23 protein-coding genes and 1 tRNA gene are annotated in these 24,644 nt (G+C 63.5%); 19 read left to right on the forward strand and 5 right to left on the reverse strand.

The window, feature by feature from the left end:
• On the reverse strand, positions 1-444 hold the full coding sequence (locus ORI27_RS14080) for an endonuclease VII domain-containing protein (protein ID WP_266073976.1): 444 nt from the start codon (positions 442-444) through the stop codon (positions 1-3).
• A 365-nt stretch (positions 445-809) separates the two neighbouring features.
• On the opposite strand from ORI27_RS14080, the gene ORI27_RS14085 reads away from it, so the two are divergent.
• From ORI27_RS14085 to ORI27_RS14165, 17 genes are all read left to right on the forward strand, one after another.
• Positions 810-5,897, forward strand: coding sequence for a coiled-coil domain-containing protein (locus tag ORI27_RS14085; RefSeq protein ID WP_265997496.1), 5,088 nt, complete (start codon positions 810-812; stop codon positions 5,895-5,897).
• The gene (locus tag ORI27_RS14090) at positions 5,894-6,898 is read left to right on the forward strand and encodes a hypothetical protein (RefSeq protein ID WP_265997497.1); all 1,005 of its coding nucleotides are present in this window, start codon (positions 5,894-5,896) and stop codon (positions 6,896-6,898) included. Before ORI27_RS14085 ends, ORI27_RS14090 begins: the two co-directional genes overlap by 4 nt.
• Positions 6,898-8,613 (forward strand): Gp37-like protein, encoded by a 1,716-nt coding sequence (locus ORI27_RS14095; RefSeq protein ID WP_265997498.1) that lies wholly within the window; start codon positions 6,898-6,900, stop codon positions 8,611-8,613. The genes ORI27_RS14090 and ORI27_RS14095 overlap by 1 nt, the downstream gene beginning before the upstream one ends.
• Positions 8,614-8,637: 24 nt before the next feature.
• Positions 8,638-9,588, forward strand: a complete 951-nt coding sequence (locus ORI27_RS14100) for an LtfC-like domain-containing protein (protein WP_265997499.1) — start codon at positions 8,638-8,640, stop codon at positions 9,586-9,588.
• 1 nt (position 9,589) lies between these two features.
• The gene (locus ORI27_RS14105) at positions 9,590-10,066 is read left to right on the forward strand and encodes a hypothetical protein (RefSeq protein WP_265997500.1); all 477 of its coding nucleotides are present in this window, start codon (positions 9,590-9,592) and stop codon (positions 10,064-10,066) included.
• Positions 10,067-11,086 carry a DUF7257 domain-containing protein gene (locus ORI27_RS14110; RefSeq protein WP_265997501.1) on the forward strand — a complete coding sequence of 340 codons (1,020 nt, stop codon included), beginning with the start codon at positions 10,067-10,069 and terminating at the stop codon, positions 11,084-11,086.
• Positions 11,087-11,095: 9 nt separating this feature from the next.
• Positions 11,096-11,383, forward strand: coding sequence for a hypothetical protein (locus ORI27_RS14115; protein WP_265997502.1), 288 nt, complete (start codon positions 11,096-11,098; stop codon positions 11,381-11,383).
• Positions 11,384-11,393: 10 nt separating this feature from the next.
• Complete coding sequence (locus tag ORI27_RS14120; protein ID WP_265997503.1) at positions 11,394-11,687, forward strand: hypothetical protein; 294 nt, start codon at positions 11,394-11,396, stop codon at positions 11,685-11,687.
• A gap of 10 nt (positions 11,688-11,697) precedes the next feature.
• Positions 11,698-12,096, forward strand: a complete 399-nt coding sequence (locus ORI27_RS14125) for a phage tail fiber protein (RefSeq protein ID WP_265997504.1) — start codon at positions 11,698-11,700, stop codon at positions 12,094-12,096.
• On the forward strand, positions 12,096-12,851 hold the full coding sequence (locus ORI27_RS14130; protein WP_265997505.1) for a hypothetical protein: 756 nt from the start codon (positions 12,096-12,098) through the stop codon (positions 12,849-12,851). Before ORI27_RS14125 ends, ORI27_RS14130 begins: the two co-directional genes overlap by 1 nt.
• Positions 12,852-12,861: 10 nt before the next feature.
• Positions 12,862-15,456 (forward strand): Ig domain-containing protein, encoded by a 2,595-nt coding sequence (locus ORI27_RS14135; RefSeq protein ID WP_265997506.1) that lies wholly within the window; start codon positions 12,862-12,864, stop codon positions 15,454-15,456.
• 20 nt (positions 15,457-15,476) lie between these two features.
• Positions 15,477-16,643: a GDSL-type esterase/lipase family protein gene (locus ORI27_RS14140; protein ID WP_265997507.1), complete on the forward strand. Its 1,167-nt coding sequence runs from the start codon at positions 15,477-15,479 to the stop codon at positions 16,641-16,643.
• Positions 16,644-16,653: 10 nt separating this feature from the next.
• Complete coding sequence (locus tag ORI27_RS14145) at positions 16,654-16,851, forward strand: hypothetical protein (RefSeq protein ID WP_265997508.1); 198 nt, start codon at positions 16,654-16,656, stop codon at positions 16,849-16,851.
• 72 nt (positions 16,852-16,923) lie between these two features.
• Positions 16,924-18,381, forward strand: a complete 1,458-nt coding sequence (locus tag ORI27_RS14150; RefSeq protein ID WP_265997509.1) for a M15 family metallopeptidase — start codon at positions 16,924-16,926, stop codon at positions 18,379-18,381.
• Positions 18,378-18,809, forward strand: coding sequence for a hypothetical protein (locus ORI27_RS14155; RefSeq protein WP_265997510.1), 432 nt, complete (start codon positions 18,378-18,380; stop codon positions 18,807-18,809). Before ORI27_RS14150 ends, ORI27_RS14155 begins: the two co-directional genes overlap by 4 nt.
• Positions 18,806-19,180 (forward strand): hypothetical protein, encoded by a 375-nt coding sequence (locus tag ORI27_RS14160; protein WP_265997511.1) that lies wholly within the window; start codon positions 18,806-18,808, stop codon positions 19,178-19,180. The genes ORI27_RS14155 and ORI27_RS14160 overlap by 4 nt, the downstream gene beginning before the upstream one ends.
• 282 nt (positions 19,181-19,462) lie before the next feature.
• Positions 19,463-20,626 (forward strand): PE-PPE domain-containing protein, encoded by a 1,164-nt coding sequence (locus ORI27_RS14165; RefSeq protein WP_265997512.1) that lies wholly within the window; start codon positions 19,463-19,465, stop codon positions 20,624-20,626.
• Here the strand turns inward: ORI27_RS14165 and ORI27_RS14170 are convergent.
• The 3 genes from ORI27_RS14170 to ORI27_RS14180 all read right to left on the reverse strand — a co-directional run bounded on the left by ORI27_RS14170 (position 20,587) and on the right by ORI27_RS14180 (position 21,763).
• A complete protein-coding gene (locus ORI27_RS14170) occupies positions 20,587-20,931 on the reverse strand; it encodes a hypothetical protein (protein ID WP_265997513.1) in 345 nt (114 codons plus the stop codon). The genes ORI27_RS14165 and ORI27_RS14170 overlap by 40 nt on opposite strands.
• A gap of 163 nt (positions 20,932-21,094) precedes the next feature.
• Positions 21,095-21,610, reverse strand: a complete 516-nt coding sequence (locus ORI27_RS14175; RefSeq protein ID WP_265997514.1) for a hypothetical protein — start codon at positions 21,608-21,610, stop codon at positions 21,095-21,097.
• Between the two features lie 80 nt (positions 21,611-21,690).
• Positions 21,691-21,763: transfer RNA gene (locus ORI27_RS14180), tRNA-Lys, on the reverse strand.
• A gap of 166 nt (positions 21,764-21,929) precedes the next feature.
• Here ORI27_RS14180 and ORI27_RS14185 point away from each other — a divergent pair.
• Entirely contained in the window at positions 21,930-23,147 is a 1,218-nt protein-coding gene (locus ORI27_RS14185; RefSeq protein WP_265997515.1) for a L,D-transpeptidase, read from the forward strand.
• A 10-nt stretch (positions 23,148-23,157) separates the two neighbouring features.
• Positions 23,158-24,135 carry an amidohydrolase family protein gene (locus ORI27_RS14190; RefSeq protein ID WP_265997516.1) on the forward strand — a complete coding sequence of 326 codons (978 nt, stop codon included), beginning with the start codon at positions 23,158-23,160 and terminating at the stop codon, positions 24,133-24,135.
• A 16-nt stretch (positions 24,136-24,151) separates the two neighbouring features.
• Here ORI27_RS14190 and ORI27_RS14195 read toward each other — a convergent pair whose 3' ends face one another.
• A complete protein-coding gene (locus ORI27_RS14195) occupies positions 24,152-24,589 on the reverse strand; it encodes a hypothetical protein (protein ID WP_265997517.1) in 438 nt (145 codons plus the stop codon).
• Positions 24,590-24,644 lie beyond the last annotated feature (55 nt).

Consider the following 24,644-nt stretch of genomic DNA (forward strand, 5'->3'; position numbering starts at 1 on the left):
TCAGGCGCAGAGCGCGGCCGCCCACCGTTCGACGTAGTCGGCGGCCGCGCGCAACCTGACGGGATCGTCGAGCATGAGGCCGATCGCCTTGTTGCAGCGACCACAAAGCAGGTCACGAACCTTGTTCGTACTGTGACAGTGGTCGATCGAGAGGGTGCGTAGGGTCCCGCGGTGAATGTCGGTCTCCGGCTCACCGCATATGGCACAACGCGCGTTCTGGGTCTCGAGCTTGTGGAGATACTCTTCGCGCGTGATTCCGAATTTGTAGTTCCTGGCCCTGAACCGTTCACTCGGTGGAGCCTCACGCCACTTGTCTTGCCAACATGGCTTGCAGTGTGCGTTCAGTCCGTTGGCTTTTCCTCGCGCGGTGAAGAATTCACTTCTCGGCTTGATCTTGTCGCACTTCTTGCAGTGCTTCACGATCAGGTAGCAGTCGTCACACAAGTCGACAACGCCTTGTCCGTTGAACCGAGTGTCCTTTGATCCGCGGCCACCGGTGATGAATTCGTCGCGACAGTGCGCACATTGCCTCACCGTGATGCTCCCGCGTTTATCGGGAAGGCATTCGTTGCACAGCGTCTGAAGGCCAGACCGTGCGTGTTTGGACGGGGCGAACGCTGACTTTAGCGGTGCGTGATTTCGCCAGGTGCACCACTTATGAATTTGGGCACAGCGGTCGCAAAGTTGGTATCTCGCAACGTAGTTGCCACTGATCACTTCGCGTTCAAAAGCGTGTCCGCACACCGTGCAGACGCATTCCCGCAGCATCTGAACGAGCCTACACGCTGCCTGATTATTCCGCAGGGGAGGTGAAAATTATTCCGGACTTCAGTGCAGGTTCCGCGTCAGTTCGCATCCGCCCGAACGCCGACGATTTCGTCCGCGACCTGACCGCGAAGCTGCGGGCGACCAAGGATCCGGGGTTCAAGGTCAAGGTCGATGCCGATGTTGCTCCGGCGTCGCGGGAGACCGCGGAGTTCCGGGAGGAGCAGGAACGCCGGTCGGTTGATATCGATGTCGACGCCGAAACCGCGGGCGCCACCGCGCACTTGGAGGAGTGGCGGGCTCGTGAAGAGGCGAACCCGATCAACGTCCGCGTCACTGTCGACCATCAGCGCGCGGACAACGACCTCCGCCACCTCGAGCAGCGGTTGGAACGTCTGCAGCGTTCGGACTTCCTGAAGCTGAATATCCTCGGCGCTGGCACGCTGGCAGCGGTCGGCCCGGCCGCTACTGGGTTGGCGGAGCTGGCAGCCAGCCTGCAGCAGGTAGCGCAGGCGGGCCTGCTCGTGCCGGGTGCGCTCGCGGCGACCAGCGCGTCGATCGGCGCGCTGGTCCTCGGCCTGTCCGGTATCCCGACGGCGTACAAGGCGATCAGCAAGGCGTCGCAGACCGCGGCCGAAGACCAGGTCGCTCAAGCACGCCGCGCCGAGTCCGCGTCGAACAATCTGCGCAACGCAATCGTCGACGAAGCCCAGGCGCGCAGAGACGTCGCGCGGGCCACCGAAGATGCGCGGCAACGCCTCGTCGACCTGAACGTCGAGATGCGCGGCGGACTGTTGTCGGAGTCCCGCGCTATCCTGCAGGCCCAGCAGGCGCGGGAACGTCTGGCGCAGGGCAAGTTCACCGACGTCCGTGACGCACTGCTCGATGTGCAGGAGGCGGATCAGCGCGTCCTCGAGGTGCAAACCCGGAACGCTGAGAGGGCCAACGAACTGGCCGACGCCAACAAGAAGGGTGTCGCGAACTCGGACCTGGTGACCGCGGCCTCCGAACGCCTGACGCGGGCGCAGCAGCAGGTCTCCCAGGCGCAGGGCGACGTTGCTGACGCGGCGAACAAGATGTCGGCATCCCAGCGGGCGGTCAAGGTGGCCATGGACCAGCTGTCGCCGAACGCGCGCAAGCTGGTTCAAACGCTCATCGACATGAAGCCGGCGTTCGACGACCTCCGCGCATCCGTCTCTGAGCCGATGTTGGAAGGCAAAGCCGAGGAGTTCCAGCACTTCTACGAAACCGTCGAGCCGACGATCAAGGCCGGCGGGGCGAAGATCGGAAAGGCTTGGAACAGCAACATCTCCGCGCTGTTCAACTCGCTCGGCTCCGACAACACTCGGAGCCTGATCGACCGGATCCTCGGCAACACCGCGGAGGCGCAGACGAAGTGGTCGGCCGCGATCGACCCGATCGTGCGGGTCGTCGGAACACTGTCGGCAGCCGGCTCCGACGTGCTGCCGCGCCTGGCCGACGCCGTCACGACGGTGTCGACACGGTTCGCGAACCTCTTCGAGCAAGCCGACAAGGACGGTCGGCTCGATAAGTGGATCAACGACGGTCTGACGGGAATGACTCTGCTCGGGCGGACTACCGAGAACTTCGGTACGAGCTTCACCGCGATCACCCGCGCGGCGGGCCGCGACGGCGGCCGCACATTCTTGCAGTGGCTGGAGCAGGCCACGGGCCGGATGTCGACGTTCCTGAATTCTGTTGAGGGACAGAACAAGGTTGCGGAGTTTTTCGCCGAGGGCCGGCGCACCGCGGCGGAGTTCAAGCCGCTGCTGGAAGAACTCCCCGGCATCTTCCACTCGCTGCGCGAGGCGTCGCAAAACTACTTCGGCGGGATACTGCCGCTGCTGACCAAGGCCGCGGACCTGCTGAACAAGCATCCCGGCCTCGTCGAAGCCGTCCTGACCGCGTATCTCGGGTGGAAGACCATTCAGCCGATCGTCGGGGGGATTTCGTCGGCTCTCGGCGGTGTGTCAACGGGGCTGACCAACGTCAGCACTGGTTTCTACACGACCCGCGACAGCGCGAAACGCGCGATGAAGGACGTCGACGACGTTTTCACCAAAGCGGGTCGTCCATCTGGGTCGGGGATGGCGAAGTTCTCCGGCGCGCTGTCCGCATTGGGCGGCGCAACCGGACCGCTGATGCTGATCAGCACGGCGGCCATCCCCGCGCTCATGGGAGCACTGGACAAGCTCGACGAAAAGCACAGGGAATCCGCCGCGATCGCCCGGCAATTCGAGCAGGACGAACGCACCCTCGAAGCAACCCTGGACCGGGTCACCGGGAAAGTCACCGCTGCGACACGCGAACAAGCTATCCGGTCGGCGCGTGACTACAACCCGAACGGTCCCGGAGCGGGCATCGACGGAATCTCGAAGGGCAACGCCGTCTCCGCGGCGACCTCACTCGGCATTGCACCCGACCTCTACGCCGACGCGCTCGTGGGCAAGCCGGAAGCAGTTGGGCAGGTCCGAGACATCCTGATCAAGAACAATCTCCTCCCGGAGATCACCGCGAATCAGGAACTAGGGCAGCGGTTTACCGACATCCGCGGTGCAACACAGGACCGTCTCACCAACGACGACATCATCAACGCCCTGCTGGGTCAGCGCGACGCAGTCGCCAAGTACAACCGGGCATTCGAAGGGACCGGCATCGAGTCGACCACCGGCAAGTACTCGCTGGCCGAGATCGCCCTGATGCTGTCGCAGACCGGTCGCGCGTCGATCCTGTCAGGCGGAGCGCTGAACCGCAGCCTCGACGCGCTGCCAGGAGCGGCCGCAGGAGCGCTGCAGCAGAACCAGGCCGACCAGGGGCGCTGGCGGCTCACGCCGGCCGGATCGAGCTTCTTCGGCGGCAACTTCCAGGTCGGCTCCGACGGCGCGAACGCCAGCGTCGTCATCCCGGGAGACGCGCTGACTGCGATGCGCGGAAAGCTCGACCAGTCCGGATTCACCACATCACCCAACGCGGACGGCACCTACACCATCAAGGTCCCGCTCAACTCGCCCTACCTCGAGAAGTACGAAGCCGGCGGCCCGGTCAGCTCCACGCCGGGGCCGTTCGCCGGCGGCGGGAAACTCGCCGTCGTGCACCCGGACGAATTCGTCGTCTCCAAACGCGGCCGCGCCACGGTACCGGACTCGTTCCTGCACCAACTGAACGTCGGACGGTTCGCCGGCGGCGGCGAAGTGGTCGACCAGAACGGCAACCCGGTAACGCCAGGCTCAGAGCCTGGGCCCGCGGCGGCACCGGTGGCGCCGGTGGCTCCGAACCCGACCGGCGGGGGCGTGCAGGGCATCCTCGGTCACGTCATCTCAGGCATCCAAGGGCCGATCGGCAACGCGATCAGCCTCGGATCGAACCTGATCAACATGAACGGCCAACAGGCCACTGCGGCAGCCGAGGGTCAGGACTTCGGCCAGACCCTCGCCACCCGTGCCTCCGGAGTGCCCGGACTGATCGGACTGTTCGGCTCGATGGGACTCGCGAACCCGGATGTCCGGAACGCTGCCCTGACGAACTGGGCGTCGCAGACCCTCGACTGGACCGCCAACTGGGCGGTCAGCAACGCCACACAGGCCGCGTCGATCCTCTATCAGGGCGGTCTCGGCCTGGTCGGGCTGGACCAGAGCATCCTGTCGACGTCGAACCCCTGGAACCAGGCCATCTCTCGGGCTGGGCAGTTCGCGCTCGGCCAGGACAGCCCCATCAGCACACTGCTCGGCGTTGGTGGCGGATCCGGATCGACCGCCGGCCTCGTCGACCCCCTGTCGCTCGCATCGCAGTACGGCGTGTCGATCGACCCCAAGACCGGCCAATTGGTGACCAATCCGATGGCGGCCGACGCGACGCTCAGCCCCGAGTTCCTCCGGAACCTCTACTCACTGAATCCGGCTGCTGCGGCTCCGCGACCTGGAGAGGCTGCAAGGGATTTCGCTCACCGCGTAATGATGCCGTTCTGGGAGAACCAGGGTTTCAAGGTTGGCGATCATGGCGCCGACAAGTACGGCGAGCACCAAAACGGCGCAATCGACATCATGGTGCCCACCCTCGCTGCGGGCTATCGAGTTCTCCAACAGGTGCTTGCAGACCCGAACGCCTACGGCGTGATCTTCAATAACCAGACCTACGGGTACGGGCATGGATTGACACCACAGGACTACACGGCTGGGCACACAGGCAACCCGACGCAAGACCACCAAGACCATGTCCACGTCTGGTACAAACCAAAGTCCCCAGGCATGGCCAGCGGTGGTTCGGTCTCAGGACCTGGGGGCCCGAAGGGCGACAAGATTCCGGCGCTGCTCTCGGACAACGAGCACGTGTTCACGTCCGAAGATGTGAACGCGATGGGCGGACAGTCCGCGGTGTATGCGTTCCGAAAGGCGTTGCACCGCGCTTACGGAGGCGCGATCGTGAACACCGGCTACGTGCCGCCGGACCCGAACCTGCCCATTCCGGCTCCGCCGCAGCCGAAGCCGAACTTCAGCCCGGGCGCCGGCGCGATGATTAAGCAGCTGCCGCACGCGATTGTGCCGGCCCAGCCGATCGCCCCGCGGCCGGTCGCGCCGCCGCCGCAGCAGGTTCCGGACCAGGCGCCGCCGCCGGCGCAAACTCCGACGTATCGGCCGCCGACGATCGCCCCGATCGCGGCGCCGCCGAGCTCGATCGACCACAACCTGCCCGCCCTGTCGAAGGGCATCAGCTCGACGGCCTCCCTGATTGGGAACTGGATCTCGACGGCCATGAGCCTGGCCGCGGCTGGGGCGTCCGCCGGAGGAAGCGCGATCGCCGGTCCGGCGCTCGGGTCGGCCAGCTCGTTCGTTGCCGGGCTGGCGACGCAGGGCGGCAAGATCGTCGACGACGCCGCGAACGTGGTGTCCAGCTTCCTCGTCGGGAACGTGCCCGGATCCAGCGGCGACCCCAACGGTCCAGCGTACGGGGACATCATGCGGCCCAGCCAGAACCGGCCGTCGACCGCCGCTTACCGCAGCGGTGGCGGCGACGTCAACAACTTCTTCGGACACGACGCCCGCGAGGTGATCCAGATGAAGGAAAACAACGACGCCTTGAAGCGGCAAGCCCGATTGGCCTCCGTCGGCGCATGAGCCTGTACGAGCTGAACCGCCGGCACCATCTGATGCGGTCGGCTGACTCGATCAAGATCGTCGGCTACAACGGTGACGAGTGCATCGTGGCTGGCCCGGGGATGCGCGAGAGTTGGGGCCCGATCCTCGCCCGCCACTCCACCGGGTTGTTCGCGGCACCGTTTAAGACGAACTGGGCGAAATCTGCTCTCGGAATGAAGTTTTCGTCATGGTCACCGCAACGCCGTGACATCGCCGCGACCTTCCACGTGATGAACCCGGTCACCGGGGATGCGCTGCTCGACCGGGACGCTGATCTGTGGCACCTCATCTGGTCGCGGTGGCGGGCGATGTTCCACCCTGACTACGAGTCCACCGCGGTGTACACCAGCGTCGATGGTGAACGGCATCTCGGGATCCGCGAGATCCAGGAGCCGAAGCCGTTCGTCGGGGCCGACTTCGAGGGCGGTGACCCGCACCTGCTCGCCTACGGCTCGATCGGGATGCTCCTCGGTTGTGAAAACCCCTACTACGTGGGATCCACCGAAAAGTATGAGTGGGAGACCGACCAGAACGGCGACTTCTGGTTCCCGATGCCGTACTACAACCCGGGAAGCGTGATGATCTACCCGAGGGCATACCTCACCGACCGTGCCCAGTGGACGATGCCCGACTACAGCTTCGGCTGGGAGGAATACGGCACCGGCATCGAGGATCTCGGCAAAACCGTGCAACTGCCGCTCCTACGGGTGGGCGAGAACATCGACGTCAACTGGGATCCCACCGAGGAAACCATCATCGCCGAGAACGAAGCCCCCGTGTATGAGCGGATGGCCGGCAAGGACCTCGAGTATCCGATCCAGCCCGGCATGGGAGACCCGGAAGCGGGATGCGTCATCAGGGTCGAGAACGTGACCAATCCTGACGGCGCCCGCTGCGAGCTCTACCTGCCGCGCCTGCACGCCGAACCGTTCGGAACGCCCAGAGTGGTCGGCACCGGTGTGGAGGTCGGCGCAGCGTAATGAGCGTCCTCGCGGACACCCTGGAACGGACCCGCGAGGTAACCACCGAGATTCGTCGCCGCCGCAAGGCGATCAAGCAGGCGAAACCGAAAGTCTTCCTGTACAAGAACAACCCGGACGGAAGCCCCGGCGCGGTGTACCGCGGGCGCATCAACTTCCGGGAGTTCACCAAACACCAGTTCCCCGACGTCAAGAACGTGTCGTCGGCAGGCATGTTCGAGATCCGCACGACCCACTACCTCGCGAAGTGGATCATGACGGTGCCGAACAACCCCGACGAATGCAAGAACATCCTCATCCGGGTCGACATGTACGGCGGACGCTGGCGCTGGACCGGACTGGGCCACGACTGGAAGGTGTCCACCCGCGACGGCGTCGACTACCTCGTTGTCACCTTCAACGACGACATGCAGTTCGTCCAGTTCATGCTGTGCCCCCCGAACCCTCTCCTGCCAATCCCAATTTTCCAGTGGCCCAGGGACTTCTGGCTGGGCCCGGTGCCCTCGGTGTGGGGCATCGCTGTGATGATGCTGCTCAACCTGGCGCGCCTTCAGGGCCTGATCACGTTGCCGAACGATCCGGGCGACATCGAGCAGTGGGAGGACCTTCCGGCGCTCCCGCACTGGCAGGTCCACGTGAAGGTCCCGAACTTCTTCGAAGACTCGTCGCTGTGGACGTTCCTCGGATCCCGGATGAACACCATCGACTCGGTGATCGCCGACGCCCTGGAGGCCGGACAGCTGTGCCTGACCTACCGGCGCTACTTCACCGACGAGGGCGAACACGTCACCGGACTGATCGACAACAACATCGCCAACGGAGCGTTGGTGTTCGAGGTAGTCGACCGGTCCGGGTTCGGGAGAGACTCGGGAACCTACTTCGGCGGCAACGCGCTGACGGGGCTTGAGCGTTCGGTCATTCAGTGGGTACTCGGCTTTGTCGAGGACACCACGTCGTTGGTCAACGACGACGAGGGCTTGTACGCCGACGAATACTGGCAGTCGGACTTCCTTGGTCAGATCGCCGGATCGCCGCCGTACATTCTGCGGGACTCCCACATGAATGACCTCCAGTCCGAGCTGTCCTACGCAGAAGCGACGGCAACGAGAGTGATCGTCGGTGGTGACAACCCGACCGCGGACGCGATCGCGAACCTGATCATCTCGGCCACAGGGAACCTGATCGGCTACTTCCTGCTCGGCGGATTTGACTCTCTCGGCGACATCGCCAGCGACATCATCATGCCGTTCCTCGTCGGCACCATCCTGGCGTGGGATGAGTGGGAAAACCAAAGCAGGAAAACGAATCTGGGCTGGATTCATCTGTTCGAGGTCTATGTGGCCGGCGCAGAGATGAACGCCTGGAGCTTGGCTGCCCTCGAGGTGTGGCGCGGCGGGTTCAAGCACACCGATGCTGAGAACGCGAACACCTGTGTCATCGGTAACGACACCTGGTTCATCCCGGGGTTGCACGGCCGCACCGGCGACCGGATGGGTCACACCAACGGCGCGTATCGGCGGGCGACAGGTGATCGAATCATCTTCATCAGCCAGTTCGAGGAGATGACCCTGCAGGGCGGCGGCGACGGCGAGTTCGACTTCCTGATGAAGATCGGCCAGAACAAGGCAGCGCTGTCCTCGGGAGAGCACTCGGCGCTGATGTTCAAGAACGCGTTCAACAGGATCGCCGACATCGGTGTGCACCTTGTCCAGTGATCTTGGCGCAGAGGAGGAATCAGATTGCCTGGTAAATTTGCGCCGCTGATCCTGTCTCGCGGAGAGCAGTACGATCCGGCGCCGTTGACGCCCCGGTCCTACGGGTATTCGCAGTGGCCTACCCCTTCGATCGTGGAGACAACGTTCTACGCATCGGACGGCGGTGTCATCGCCACCATTGAGGGTGATGTCGCCGCCGACGCGATCCGGTTCGATGTAGATCCCGAAGAGGTCGACATCGTGCCCGCCGGCGCCCAGTACGAAACATTCCTCGAGGACAACCAGGGCAAGAAGCGTCAGCTGCGCTACGGGCAGGTGATCCGCAAGCAGGCAAACTTCTTCAACGACCCGCTGCGTGTGACCGGGAACCGGGTCTTGCAGTTCAAGGACAACTTCTCCAACCGAGTTGGCCTGGTTGGATCGAAATGGTTTGTCCTCTACGGCAAGCCGGTGATTCACGACAACAGCGGTGCCAGCAACCCGAATGGTGTCGGACCGAACCACTCGCTGTTCTACAAGGCGGCGATGCGGTTCTATGCCCCGCTCAACAGCGACACCGTTACGTTGTCGTTCAACCTGCTCAACCCCGGCCCGGGAACGCTCGGTATCGCGGTGAGCTCCGATGCGACAATGAGCAGCTATCGGTCGATCTCGTTCGTTTCCGACACCGTTGTTCCGGCGAACAACAAGGTGTACGCGGCCAGTGGCAAGGGGATCTTCACCCGCACCAATCAGGTACCATCCGTCGCGCACACGATCGTCGACAACACGAACTACAAGCTGCGCTACGACGACGACACCAAACGCCTTGCGCTGCTCGAATCCGACATGGTCACCGAGATCATCGGCTGGACCGATGAGGACGGCATCGTCGCAGTCGGGCCCGGGCACCGGTATTTCGACATCACCTGGGAAGCGTCGGCGACCTCGACCGGCCCCCAAGTCACGACCATCTCGGCACAGGACGGTGTCTGACATGCCCGACATGGACCGCGCGGACCAGATCCTCGCAATTGGGCGAACCCTCTCACGCATCCCGATGGACCCCGAAGGTCGACGGTATTACCAGACACCGGCACCGATCATCGGCATGTGGGCCACCGAGCTCCACGACAAGTACGGAATGCGGGTACACCCGGAGCTGGCCAAAGAAGAGTTGGTGCGCGTCGAGTCGCCGGCCGGCAACCACGGCCCGGTCCGCTCAGTCACCCGCAACACGCCGGCGCCGATGACCGGCGGCCCCAGCGTGAAGCACATGCAGGACGCGCGCACCGCGCTACTTGCCTGGCTTCAGGAGAAAGACCCCGACCTGCATCGGCGCGTCGTCGCGGCCGAGAACGACCCGATGAAGTCGAACCTGCTGCTCGCCGAGATCCATCGGGAGCACCCCGATGTGATCGCCAAGGGCGAAGAGTTGGTCGCCACGTACGTCGCCGAAAGCAGCGGACCGTAGATGGGTGTACCGGAAGGTGCACTCTCACCGGCCGACTCACTTCTATTCCCCGTCACGAACACAGGTCTCGTCGCCCATACGACGCTGGACCAGGCAACCGTGGAAGCCCTCCTCAAACAGCGGTGGGTCCTGGACAATCCCTCGATCCAAAACCCCGTAGAGGCTCTCTACGACGGATTTCGGCGCGGCTTCTCCTTCGCGCAGAACGTCTTCGAACAACTACTGCAGAACGCATCTGATGATGTGACGCAGGTGTTCGACAACGCCGCCGACGCCCTGACCGCGACACGGGACTTCTTCTCCGGAAAGTGGACCTCTGTCGACTCGGCGGCCGAGACAGCGGCATACGCCGCGGCGCAGCAGCGGGTCGAGGGCCGGTTGATCGTCGACAGGTTCGACGAGGCGGCCGGCGCGCCGAGCTCGAGCTGGGACATCCGGCACATCGGCGGGGGAGGGTCGGCCCGCTACGACGGGGCCGGGCACCTCGTGTGGTCGGCGTCCGGGGGTGTCGCGGCATCGGATCGGATGCGGTGGGCCGACGCCGACACCACTACGGACTATCAGGTGATTTCGACGGTCATGTCTCTGCGGCCGGCCAGCCCGTTCGCCGGCGGCAACTCGTACGTCTACCTCTGTGGGCGGGTCAACACCGGGTTCGACACGTTCTGCACCGGCCGGATCAGCTTCGGCGGCGCGGTGCTGTTGGGCTTCATCTCCGACACCGCCACCATCCTGGCCAGCAACCCGGTCACCGTGGGCAACGGCGACACCTGGGACTTCTACCCCGGCGACCCGATCGCACCGGACCCCTACAAGTTCGTGCTGGTGCGCAACGGCGTGCCGGTCATCACGATCGACGACAGCAACTGGGACGGCGCCCCGACGCCGTTGAGCACAGTCACCCAGTACGGGGCAGGTATGCGGTCGGTGGGGCTGATCATGCACGCCGCCGACCGCGCCCTCAACACCGCGCAGACGTCACCCGGTGCTCTGGTGGTGTTCTCCGCTGACGACCAGTAAGGGGATGCAATGGATTTGACGATCACCGCCCTCGTTTCACTCATCGAGGACAAGAGCGACTTGGACGCGGTCGCTGAGCGGATGGCAGGCTTCAACGTCGGCTGGTACGGCGGGCTCACGTTTGAGCGCGGCGCGTCGGGCCCGATCTGGCGGCTCAACATCTACCGCGATGGATACCCCGAGGTGCACGCCGAGATCGGCAGCGTCCTCGTGACTGATGCGTCGTTCGTGACGCTGTATCAGTCTGTGGACCAGTACAACTCGGCGCATCCTGACAATCCGATCACCGGTAGCTGAGGAGGGGATCGTGGGTCAGCAGTTCATCGCCACCACTCGGATAGGTCCGACGGAGATCGAGCATCACACCGTGAACTGGGCCGAGGAGTGCGACCTGACGGACGACAAGATCGTGGCCGCGGAGTTCGACTTCGACAACCCGCAGCTGAAGATCCAGTGGGAGAACTACACCGACACCGACACCACGCTGTGCATCAACGCCAACGGTGTCGCACCCGGCAAGTACTTCGCCGGCCACACCGTGTACCTCGAGTCCGGGCGCAAGTTGCGCCGCACCATCCTGGTCCGCGTCGTACAACGATAGGAGACCCATCATGTCCGGGTTCACAACGTATTTCGCGCAGAAGATCATCGGCTTCGCTCTCAGTGGCCAGGCGTGGACACCGCCCTCGACCTACTACCTGGTGTTGCACGTCGGGGAGCCGACCGATCTGGGCACGTCGAACCCGTCGGTGCTGACCACACGGGCTGCGGTGACCTTCTCGGATCCCGACGCGACCGGGATGGTGACCATCGAATCGGATGTCTCCTGGCTCGAGACCGCCCCGGAGACCATCACCCACGTCTCGGGTTGGGATGCCTCGACAGGCGGGCACTGCTGCTTCACCAAGAAGCTGGTGCAGGCGAAGTCCTACTACGCCGGTGACACCATCACCGTGCCGAAGTTCAGCCTCCAGATCCCGGCGGGTGTGGAACTGGAGGACGCCGCCTAATGGCCGTCTTCTCGGCAGGGGTCGGCGGCGGCGACCTCGCCGACTGGGCGATCAACGGCTTTTCCCTGGACAACGCGGTCGGATGGAATCATCCCCTGTCGGGCTCCGATATCGCGGTGCTTGGCGCCCTGTCGTACGCGGTGAACACCACCACCCTCGCGTCGCTCACTCGCGCGATGAAGTGCGACGGCGTCACCATGGACTCGTTGGGCGTGGTGGCCTGGAACGACCTGTCCGGTGGCGGCTGGACCGAGGTGTTCGGCCTAGTCGGCGTGCCGGAGGGGACTCCGCGGATCACCGCGTCGGTGGAGGGCGCCGGTACCAGTCAGCGGGTGATCCGCGGATCGTCGGTGGCCTACACCGGTGTCGAGGGCATCGGGGACGTCACCACCGCATTCGATACCGGGACAGCCCTGGCGGTGGCCGGCGACGCATCCGCTGCCTCGATGATCGCGGCGTTCTTCGGCACCCGCTCAGGACTGTCGAACGCGAACGAGACGCAGCGCTACCTGCAAAACACGTCGACGTCGCTGCTGATTTCCGAGGCGAGGGGCACCGGCTCGTCGTTCGACTTCACCGCCAGTCGCGCCTTGTCCGGCCCGTGGTCGGCGATCACGGTCGTGCTGAACCCCTCCAGCAGCGTGGCCTCTGTTCAGCCGATTGTCGTGGCGCCGCGCATCACCGCAGAGCTCGGTCGGGTGCCGCGGCCGACCGGCCCGCGCCGGGTCATCTTCGACGTCGAGCCCGAGGACTAGGAGCTTAACTGTGGCAACCACGTTCAGGATGCACGCCGACGCCGAAACCTACAACCAGGACGGGTTCGTCGCCAAGGTCGGGATGGAGATCCACTTCGACCTGCAGATCACACCCGGCGAGTTCATGCGTGTCAGCGACGACCTGCGGCCCGTGCTGCTCGATCATGAGCGGATCACCGGCTACATCCGGTCCGATGGCCGCATGTACGACAAGCGCGCGCTGCGCTCCGCGCCATACGACCTGCAAGATCCAGGCGAGCTGGGCGTCGAGTTGCTGTCAAACAGCCCGTACCTGAACCTGGAAAGCGACGTGACGTATCGGGTCACACCCGAGATGCCAGGCGAGCGAACGACGTTCACGCCGTTTTACATCGACGATCTGCCGGCCGACGGCACACCCCAGAACCTCGCATCGCTAGCGCCAGGCCCGGGACAGTCGGTGATCGGTGATGCCCGCGGCCGTCCGGGTCCTGCCAACGTCCTGACGATCGGCGATGTGCAGACAGGCGCCAGCCTGTCCGATGCCGACGCCACGATCTCAGGTGAATCGCCCGGCCAGCAGTTGAATTTGGTCATCCCGCGAGGTGCTGAAGGCCCCCCAGGACCGCTCGGCGTCGTGTTGACCTATCGGGGTTTGTGGAACGCCAGCGCCAACTCGCCCACGCTTGCCGATGGTGTTGGTATCGCTGGTGATACATGGCTGGCGTCGACTTCGGGAACATTCGATCTGGGGTCCGGTGACCTGGCGTTCGCGGCCGGGGATTACGCGGCGTTCAATGGTGTGACGTGGGAGCCGATCCCCGCTGCTTTGGTGGCTGCGGCGGGTCAGATCGTTAAGCACGGCAGCGACGCTAATTATCCGCGTCCCGGGTCGGCTGTGGTGGTGTTGTGGGACGGGGATGTCGAGCCGAATCTTGCGGTGAATGGTGACTGGTGGGGGGACACCGCGGGCGACGCACCGGCTATTTCAACGACCGTTCTGAATAGCCTGAACCAAGGTGCGATTTTCAGTCAGATGCTCGTTGCGGCTGGTTCGACACCGATCACGTGGTCTGTGACAGCCGGAACACTGCCTGCTGGATTGACGTTCTCCACTGACGGTAATCTCTATGGAACGCCGTCAGCGACTGGCGCATACGATTTCACAGTCGAGGCGCTGAACGGGTTCGGCACCGACACCCAGCAGTACACCGGAACTGTTGGCAGTGCGATTGGTCCGACAATCTTGACGACGAGCCTCGGGCCTGTTGTTGCAGGAACCGCGTTTTCGCTCACCCTGTCAGCTTCCGGCTCGGCGACGATCACGTATGCTCTCGCGCCAGGGTCTGATCCCCTACCTGACGGTTTGTCGCTCGACGGGGATACCGGAGCGATCACCGGCACCCCGACAACGACCGGTTCGTACATCTTTACGATCCGCGCAACCAATGGTGTCGGCTACGACGATCAGGCGTTCAGTGGAACCATTACTGGTGTCGCCCCGACGATCACGACGACATCACTGAATCCGCTGTGGCGGGGGTTCGCGTTCTCACAGACCATCGCGGCTATTGGCACACCGCCGCTCACGTGGAGCCAGCCAGCCGGATCGTATCCGGCTGGGATTTCGCTGAGTGGGGCAACACTTTCGGGCACACCGTCCGCTACCGGTCCGTACGACTTCACGCTCCGCGCACACAACGCCTATAGCCCCGATGACGACCAGGTGTTTACGGGATCGGTCCTGGAATCAACCCCCGCAATCGTTGAAACCAGCCTGGGTGCAATCACGATCAGCACGCCGTTCTCGCAGACACTTACACTATCTACGGGTGGGCCGACAATCACCTGGTCCGAGCAAAGTGGTTCTCTGCCTGCGGGTTTGAGTTTGAATCCATCCACCGGTGCAATCACCGGAACACCAACCGCTACCGGTGCATACAGTGTCACCATTCGCGCAACAAACGGCACCGATTACGACGACCAGGCGTTTACCGGTTCCGTTTCCGGACTGCTGCCGACTTTCGACGCTGTCGGGGTTGGGGGCTATGCCGATAGTTCCGGTTACACGTCGTACACGCATACCGTTGGTTCGAACAATTCGACTGTGATTGTCGCTATTGCAACGTATCCATACTTCACCGGAACCGTGACAACGGTGACATGCGGTGGTGTCGCGATGACGTATGTCGACAAGATCTCTCAAGGATCTTTCTCAAGCCAGATGGATGTGTACTACTACAAATTGACTGGAGTTTCTGCGGGATCGAAAACTATCGCAGTCCAGACTAGCGGTGCAAATGGGGCTACTAGTGTGAACTCCGTTTCTGTTGTGAATGGCACCGCTGGCGCTGCCCAAAAGATCGGCGGCACCGGCGCTAGTTTCTCGCAGACGATTTCTTGCGCCGCTGGCGAATTGATTGTCCAATCATTGGCCGCACTTGGTACGGGCGGTATGGGTACCTTCGCGGGCGGGACAAAGAGGTGGGATGGCTATGTCGATAGCCCTCCTTACAAATTCTGTAATCTATCGCTTTCTACCGCAACGGAAACCACGACTTTCACGGCTGTGTCGACCGGAGGGGATCAAAGCTGGGCGGGTATGGGTGTCGTATTTTCTGCATAATCTAAACGAGGTCTGCTAAAATGTTGCCGCATCAGCAATTTATGAACAAGTTGAACGCTGGGACCGAAGACTGCGGAATTCTCTTTATGGGTGACTCGTGTGTCCAGGGTTTCGGCGACACCACTTACGGTGGGTACCCAGAACGATTATGTCGTTTGTTTGCAGCACAATACGACTACAACATGTATATTGCTACATGGTGGAATCGATGGGATGAGCAGCCGCCGCTCGCCGAAAGTGGACATGTATCGCCAGTGCTGCATATGTCAGCGCCAATTCGGGGAGCTTCAGCCCCAAATCTTTACTGCTGGCAGGGCGGCATATCTGGTGCCAGTCTCGTTGACTTGGAACAGTACATAACCCTGGGAATCACGAACGTCGATCCGGTTGATTTCGCCATGATCGGTATTGGATTCAATGACATGCACGATTTCCCTGCGGTTCCCGGTTTTCAGCCAGCGTATGCCACTTTTATCACCAATCTTCAAGCAGCGGCCCCTGGTATACCGATTATCGCAACTGATGAGAATCCATTGCCGGTTGACTCGGACGCTGCAGCTTTCACGGCAGGATTCGTCAACCTAGCACAATGGCTCACAGGAGAAGGAGTTGCCAGTAACTATGGGCTCATCGAAGCCAACCTAGTTGTTAGCGAAACTGTGCCCGGCGTTTCCTTTATGGATAGCCGAAAAGCGTATGGGAATGAGCTTCACCCCGAATGGTTTTCCTTTAGCCTGCATCCGAATTCGATAGGCTATCAAGCCTCGGCGCAATGGATGTACGACGTTTTCCTCGGCAACATCGTTGCGGGGAACCCCCCCGTTATCGCCACCGTTGCGCTCGACCCCCTCGTCAAGGGATCAGCGTTCTCGCAAACCCTAATCGCCACCGGAACAGAACCGATCACCTGGTCTGCGCCAGGGGGCTTGCCCATCGGATTGGCGCTCAACCCGACGACCGGCGTGCTGTCGGGTTCCCCAGCCATCGACGGCGCTTATAGCTTCACCATCCGGGCATCCAATGACGTTGGACACGACGACCAAGCCTATGTCGGCACCATCGCCTCACTCCCGTTCATGCCCACCGGGCGAGTCAAACTCAAGCAAAAACTCAATGACCAGTGGTATCCCGTCGCCCCGATGGTCAAGGTCGGCGGCGAATTCAAACGAATGACGATCAGGGACTGACGTGTTGGCCGTGTGGCTTCACCACCTCGACCGGATCGGGATGGACGACCCCGACAACAACGAGGGTTTCCCCGAAGACATCTGCACCGTCTGCGAGCGCCGCATCGTCGATCACCCCGGCCACGAGATGTACGGCCTCGGCAACGGTTCGGCGCGATGGCCACACCGCCGAGCCGCCCTGGCACGCCTAATCCTCGGCCAACTCTAAAACCATTCCCCCGCACGCCCCGTTTGCACACCGGCGGCGTGTGCAGCGTCCAAAGAGAGGGGTCGATTTTCCATGACCTGGTATACCGAGAACGGCTGGCCAGCCTGCGGTCCTGACGAACTCGACAGGAGCCCGATCCCCGGAACTAACATCGTGGTTCCGCTGCAGCGCGGCATCCCGAACACGATACTCAAGGCGTTCCTGGCCGCGATCAACCAGTTCGTCGAGTCGGCCTACAACAGCCGCGGCGGCTCCGATGAGGGCGGTTGGACCGGCACTAACAGCGTTCCGACCTCGAACCATCTTGGCGGGACCGCAACGGATTACAACTGGTCCGATCACCCAATGGGTGTCGCGCTGGCCGGCTGGCACGGCTCGGACCTGGTGCCGGGCGAGCAGGAACCGGCTGTGCGCGATGTGCTGAAGTTCTTCACCTACAAGGGCATCCAGCTTGTCTGGTGGGGCAACGACTGGAACAGCCCGAAAGACTCGATGCACTTCCAGATGGGCTATGGCACGTACGAGCACCAGGACATCTGCCTGGAGTTCATCGCCAAGTTCATTCTGCCCAGCGGCTTCTCGACGTATCGGCCGTCGGGCGGTGGCGTGGTCACCACCCCTGTCACCGGCAGCGCACTGTCGATTCTGATGCGCGCGATCGCTCCAACCTCCGTCGACGAGGCTCGGGTCGCCGCGCTGCTTCCCGGTGTCGTGCGGTGCTTCGACGAGGGCGCCATCAGCACTGTCCCGCGGCGCGCGATGTGGTTCGCACAGGTGGGCCACGAGTCGGCCGGATTCCGCTACCAGGAGGAGGTCGCATCCGGTGCCGCCTACGAGGGCCGGATCGACCTCGGCAACATCCGGCCCGGCGACGGGGTCCGGTTCAAGGGCCGCGACTTCATCCAGATCACCGGCCGGCACAACTACTCCGAGTTGTCGTCGTGGGCGTTCGCAAAGGGATTGGTGCCGACGCCGACGTTCTTCGTCGACAACCCGGGTGCGCTGGCCACCGATGAGTACGCCTTCGTGGGCACGACGTGGTACTGGACCACCCAGCGCCGGATGAACGACGCCTCCGACGCACGGGATATTGAGCTGGCCACCCGCTATATCAACGGCGGGTTGAACGGGCTCGCCGATCGGAAAGCCCGCTACGCCACCGCAAACTCTCTCGGCGAGCTGCTGCTTGCCATCGCCACTGAAACCGATTCCGAGGAGGAACTCATGGCCACCCTGACGACGCTGAAGGTCAAATCGCTGTCGATCTACGCCACACCCGGCGAGGACGACGTCCTCCTCATCAACATGCTGCGGGCGATCGACGCTCACGGCAACCATGAGGACTACGTCGAGAAGCAGGCCCGCCTCGGCGACGCGGACGCCCTGTTCCGGGTCGCGCGTACGGCGGCGGGCCGGGGCATCTTCGGCGACGCACCATTCGCCGTCAACCAAGCGTGCGCGGTGCTCGCTGCCATCAAGGGCATCACCGTCGCAGAAATCAAGGAACAACTGAAAGGACAGGCAGCATGAACGAGGCACAGAGAGCTCAGATCCGCGAGTACCGCTACAAGGCCGCGGCAGTGTTCACCTTGGCTGGCCCGGCCATCGGCGCCGCCCTGGCTGAGGGTGGCGTGTCGAAGTGGATCGCCGCGATTATCGCCGTGGCGGGCATCCTCACCGGCACGGCCGCTGCAGGAACCGCCGGCGCCAAGACCAAGCGGCAGCGAGTCGGCGGCGTGTTCGACCCGGCGCCTGAGCCTGAGCCGGTCAACCCGGTGACACGCGTCCAGGGCGACCTGCAGCAGATCGCGAACGATGCCGCGGCCAAGGTCGGCGACCTCCAGACGGTCACCCAGGTCGCGGCGGCGGTGCTCCCTGGCCTGGGAACGGCAATGGTGGACACGGTGATCGACGCCGCTGACGAGGCCATCGCCAAGGTGGCCGGCCTGAAGCGGTGACCGCGACGCTGCTCGTCCTCAGCTTCCTCGCTGGTCCGCTCGGCCGCGAGTTCATGCCCGACCTACCGAACGACGTCGCGCACGACTGGTATGGGCTGGCCACCTGGGCGATGATCTGCATCGCGTTCATGTTCGTCGCGGCGGGATACTTCCGGCTCAAGCGCGGAGTCGACGAGACGAACAAGCAGATGAAGAACGGACACAAGAGCGTGTTCCGCCGGGACTTCGACTGGCTCATGTGGACGGTATGGCACATGCGCTTGGGGTTGGAACACGAGAGCCGCCAGCGTTATGAAGCGGATCAGAGAATCGAGGGCGAGCTGTCGGCCATGAAGCAACAGATCACACCCACGAATACGAGACGAGAGTGAGTGGCTGGCCGCCGGTGCATGCCGTAGCCTGACACCTGCTCTCCGGGATCGCCCCCTTGGCCTTCGGGCTGAGGGGGCGATTTCGTCGTATGTGGGTAGCAATCACAGAAAAATAGAGTGGTCGACTACGCGTGCCGAAATGATCCCGCGTAACCTAGCCTCGCAGCAAATTATTCGTGTGGGAGGAGTGCGGGGTTCATGCGAGGAACGGCATGCGCTGCCGCGCTGGTGTTAGCCCTGGCCACGGCACCTTCCGGAGCAGCCGCCACGACTGTCCTGGCAATGGGAGGTACCGGACACCCGCTATCAACACCGCCCGACACCGTCACATTCATCGAGCAGTACCTAGCTGATGCGGTCGACAGGTTTGTGTCCCCGGCGTCGGATCGCCAAGGTGGGATCCCGTCCGGGCCATACAACACGGTCGCTGCCATCACCCCCGAGGACGACGACGATGTCGATGAATCGGTCGCCGAGGGTGTGGCCGCACTGCACTCGTGCATCACCTCAACGATTTGCGACTACAACCAGGACGTCGGATCCCTGCCGCCGTCGGTGACGGACACATTCATCGTCTTCGGCTATTCGCAGAGCGCGGGAATTGCTATGGCGGAAAAGTCAGCGCTGGCGGCGATGTACGCGCCGGGCGAAGGACCAGACGTTTCTTTCGTGGTGATCGGCAATGCCCGGCCGAATGGTGGTCTCGCGATGCGTGACACGGCAGGCATCATCACCCACCTGCTGTTCGGAACGCCCATCAACGAGACGGATCCAACACCGCCGCCGACCGACACTCAGTACGCGACAGTCGATATCGCAACCCAGTACGACGGCCTCGCGGACAACATGCTGAATCCGTTGAACCTGCTGGCCGCCCTCAACGCCTATGTCGGGTTGGAACAACACGTCACCTACGATGCCCGCAGCCTCACCCAGCCGGCGGTCGTCGATCAAGGCCAATACGGCGACACCCACTACTACCTGATCTCCACTCCGATATTGCCGCTCCTGGTGCCTCTGGAGACCTTTGGGCCCATGGGACACGCACTGGCCGACGCGCTGGACGCTCCACTGCGTGTGATCATCGAATCGGCCTACGACCGCACCGTTAGCCCTGGCGTGCCGACGGCCTGGGACACAACGTATTTTCCTGACCCGACCGCATTCGCCAGGAACCTGATCATCTCGATACCGACTGGCCTGGACAACGGCATCGAGGATCTGACCGGCGCCCGCCCCTTCGGTACGGCACGTCCCGGCCCCCTACGGTGTCGGCGGCCCCGATGTCACTTACACCGTTCCAGACACCGCGACGGAGGAGCCCGACATCACGCCGGCACGAGTGCGTTCGGTAGGTCACGCAGCACCGGCCGCTCAATCGAGCGGTTCGGCTGCTCAACGGGCAATCAGCTCTCGACGTCCACATCGCCCATCGCCACATGGTGACGCGACCCCTTCTCGACACTCGACTGGGCGGGCGCACTCTGCGCGGTAATTGCTGGCCGGTTCTCGCCGTACATTCCGCGATCGTCGCCGGCCAGGATGAGCGCGTTCTGTTCGTCGGCGCGGGCCGCGAGTTCCCGGGCATGCCGCCGCGCTGATGCTCTCTCTGCGCGGTCCTCGGCCGCCGCGGCGCGATATCCCCTCGCGACGTACACGCCGAGCACGATCACCGCGACGGTGCCGACGATCCACCAGAACCACTCCGCCGCAGCACACGCGGCGATCAGCACCAGGAACAGCTTCAGCATGGTCGATTCCGGAATGCTGTCGGAAGCGGATCACCGGGCGACCAAGTTCGGTAGGAGCGTCCGCATCGACGGCACCGCACTGACACCGCGACGAGGCCGTGGTCGGGGCTGCTCCAGTCCCACTCGCCAGCGTGACCGAGCCAGCTGCACACCAGGAGCAGCTTCACCATTGGAGTTCGACGTCGCCGATGATCACGCCGCCGTCGACGAACCGCCACACGTGACCCGACGTGACGCCCTCGTGTGCTTCGTAGCTGTGGACGTCGATGCGGTCCCAGTCATTCAAGGCCTCAAAGCCTGAGTTCCCGAAGAACGCGAACTCCGACATCGGTTCCCCGTCGTCGTCGCCTACCACACACTGAAGCTCCGACAGCGGATACACGGTGGGATCGGTGACGATCTCGGCCCCGTACTCGCGGTAGGGGAAGTCGGTGTACTCGGCGCAATAGTGGCGGCCGGGCACCCGCATATCCTTCGACGGCCAATGTATCTCCATGCCCCACTCAACGCTGCCGTCGGGCATCTCGCTTCGGCGGATCGTGGGGCTGAAGCTTCCACCGACCTCGGGCATGCAGAGCGACAGCGTGCCGGTGGCCTGGTCGATGCTGACGTAGGACGGCAGGAAGCGCCCACCCAGCGGCACCAGGTCTGGCATGTCGATGGTCGCTGCGGCGGTCATGGCCTGATCCTACGGCCGACAAACCGCCCTGTGTGTACAGCGGTGTGTACAGTAAACGCCTGTACACACCGCCTGACCTGTGCGCCGTCAGGGTTTCGAACCCCGGACCCGCTGATTAAGAGTCAGCTGCTCTACCAACTGAGCTAACGGCGCGTGAACCGCGACAGCGACAATAACAAACACCACTGCCGAACATGAAATTCCGCTGGAGACTCGCTCTGAGTTGCTGACCTGTGTAGTCGTCACCGGCGCCGGTATTCCCTTAGACTATTGCCAATCATCCCCAGCGTTTGCACAGCTAGCGAGACAGAGAGCGATTATGTGGCAGGTCGGCTCGGCAACCCAGTCGCGGTTTCGGACCCGGTTGGCCGCATTCGTGCTCCTTCCGGCACTCGTGATCGGGCTCGGTGCGTGCAGCAGTGAACCGACACCCGCCCCGGTCAAGGTCATCGCCGACAAGGGGACGCCCTACGGTGACCTGCTGATTCCCCGGCTGATGGCGTCGGTCAAGGACGGTGCGGTCGACGTGCCGCTGGACCGGCCGGTGACGGTCACCGCCTCCGGCGGGGTGCTGGGCTCGGTGTCCATGGTCAACGAGGCCGGTAATCAGGTGGACGGACAGCTCAGTGCCGACGGCGTGACGTGGTCGACCAGCGAACCGCTGGGCTACAACAAGAGCTACACGCTGCGCGCCCAGTCGTTGGGTCTGGGCGGCGTGACCACTGAGAACCTGAGCTTCGAGACACAGTCACCCGAGAACCTGACCATGCCGTACCTGCTGCCGGGTGACGGTGAGGTCGTCGGGGTGGGGCAGCCCATCGCGGTCCGCTTCGACGAGAACATCCCCAATCGTGTTGCCGCCGAGCGCGCGATCAAGGTGACCACCAACCCGCCGGTGGAGGGCGCCTTCTACTGGCTGAACAACCGCGAGGTGCGCTGGCGCCCGCAGGACTATTGGAAGCCGGGCACCACCGTCGACGTCGCGGTCAACACCTATGGCGTCGATCTGGGCGACGGGCTGTTCGGCCAGCAGAACCTGACATCCCACTTCATCATCGGCGACGAGGTGATCGCGACGGCCGACGACGACACCAAGACGCTGACCGTCCGGCGCAACGGCGAGATCGTCAAGACCATGCCGATCTCGATGGGCAAGAACAGCACGCCCACCGACAACGGCGTCTACATCATCGGTGACCGGTTCTCCCACATGATCATGGATTCGTCGACCTATGGTGTTCCGTCCAACTCGCCCAACGGATATCGCACCGAGGTGGACCATGCGACGCAGATGTCCTACAGCGGCATCTACGTGCACTCCGCGCCGTGGTCGGTCGGGGCGCAGGGCTACTCCAACGTCAGCCACGGCTGTCTGAACGTCAGCCCCAGTAATGCGCTGTGGTTCTTCAACAACACCAAGCGCGGTGACATCGTCGAGGTGCACAACACCGTCGGCTCCACCCTGTCGGGCACCGAAGGTCTGGGCGACTGGAACGTTCCGTGGTCGCAGTGGAAAGCGGGCAACGCCAGCGCCTAGAGTCGCGAGCGTGTTGATCGCACTCGAAGAGCACTACGCGTGGAACCCGCCCAGCAGCGGCAACGTCGTCGCCACCTGGCTGCAGAGCCATAACCCCACCGCGTACCAGCGGCTCTACGACCGCGGATCGCTGCGGCTGGAGCAGATGGACGCCGCCGGAATCGATTTCCAGATCCTTTCGCTGTTCGATCCCGGCGTCCAGGAGGACGAGGACACCGCCCGCGCGGTCGACAACGCGCGGCGCGCCAACGATGACCTCGCCGAGACGGTGCGGGCCACCCCGGACCGTTTCGGCGGGTTCGCCACCCTGGCCACCCAAGAACCCGACGCGGCGGCAGCCGAGCTGGAACGGGCGGTGGAGGAACTGGGCCTGGTCGGTGGACTGATCAACGGGCACACCCGCGGCCGCTACCTCGATGATCCCGCCTATCTGGGTCTGTTCGAGTGCGCACAGCACCTGGGTGTGCCCATCTACCTGCACCCGACCACCCCGCACCCGGCGGTGATGGACGCCTGGTTCGCCCCGTATGTGAAAGACGGCCTGCATCTTGCGTCGTGGGGTTTTGCCGCGGAAACCGGCACCCATGCGCTGCGCCTGATCTACTCCGGCTTGTTCGACAAGTTCCCGCGACTGCAGATGATCCTGGGGCACTTGGGGGAGATGCTGCCGTATGCGGCCTACCGGCTCGACCGGTACTACGGACTGGGCGGTGGTGACGACGGGGGACAGCTGGCGAAACGCCCGTCGCAGTATCTGTGCGACAACTTCCACATCACCACAAGCGGCAACTTCAGCCCGACGACCTTCGCCTGCGCCCTGGAGGTGATGGGGCCCGATCGGTTGATGTTCTCGGTCGACTACCCGATGGACGACAACGTGGATGGGGCGCAGTTCCTGCGGGATCTGCAGGTGGACGACGACGTCCGCCGCAAGATCGCCGGCGACAACGCCCTGGGCCTGTTCGGGGACAAAATCCCGCGCCGGTAAGCGACTGGAGAGCGGGCTACGCCGAGCGCTTCGCAGCGGCGTGCAGGCCGGTTGCGGCGCTTGTGCTGCGTGCCCTGACTTCGGCGGCAGAGGGCAGGCCTTCGAGATTCCAGCGCTCGCACTCGCGTCGGACGGCGTTGAGCTCTTCGGTCAGCGCGGCATGCGCATCAGAGAGCGTGAGCCGATCTTCGACGTCCGCCCTGACGCGGTAAGTGGACGCCATCACGCTCGCCAGTGCCTGCCGCACCCCGAGAACGATCAGCATTGCGGGGTGGGTCTTCGACGGAGGGTCGGCGATGGCCGAGCTCTCCCAGATGTCCCAGGCCTGCTCGCAAAAGTCTGACGGATCGTCAGCGTCCACCGCATCGAGGGCCGCGATGAAGGCGTCGAGCCGGTCGACCCAGATGCCCGGATGAACTGGTTCGCCGGAGTCTGCCACTACTCGAATACTCATGTCAGCGCGTCCCTTCGCAACTGTGTCCCCCCCGGACGCCAGTACCGTCGCTGCG

Source organism: Mycobacterium pinniadriaticum (assembly GCF_026242045.1).
In the GTDB taxonomy this organism is placed as follows: domain Bacteria; phylum Actinomycetota; class Actinomycetes; order Mycobacteriales; family Mycobacteriaceae; genus Mycobacterium; species Mycobacterium pinniadriaticum.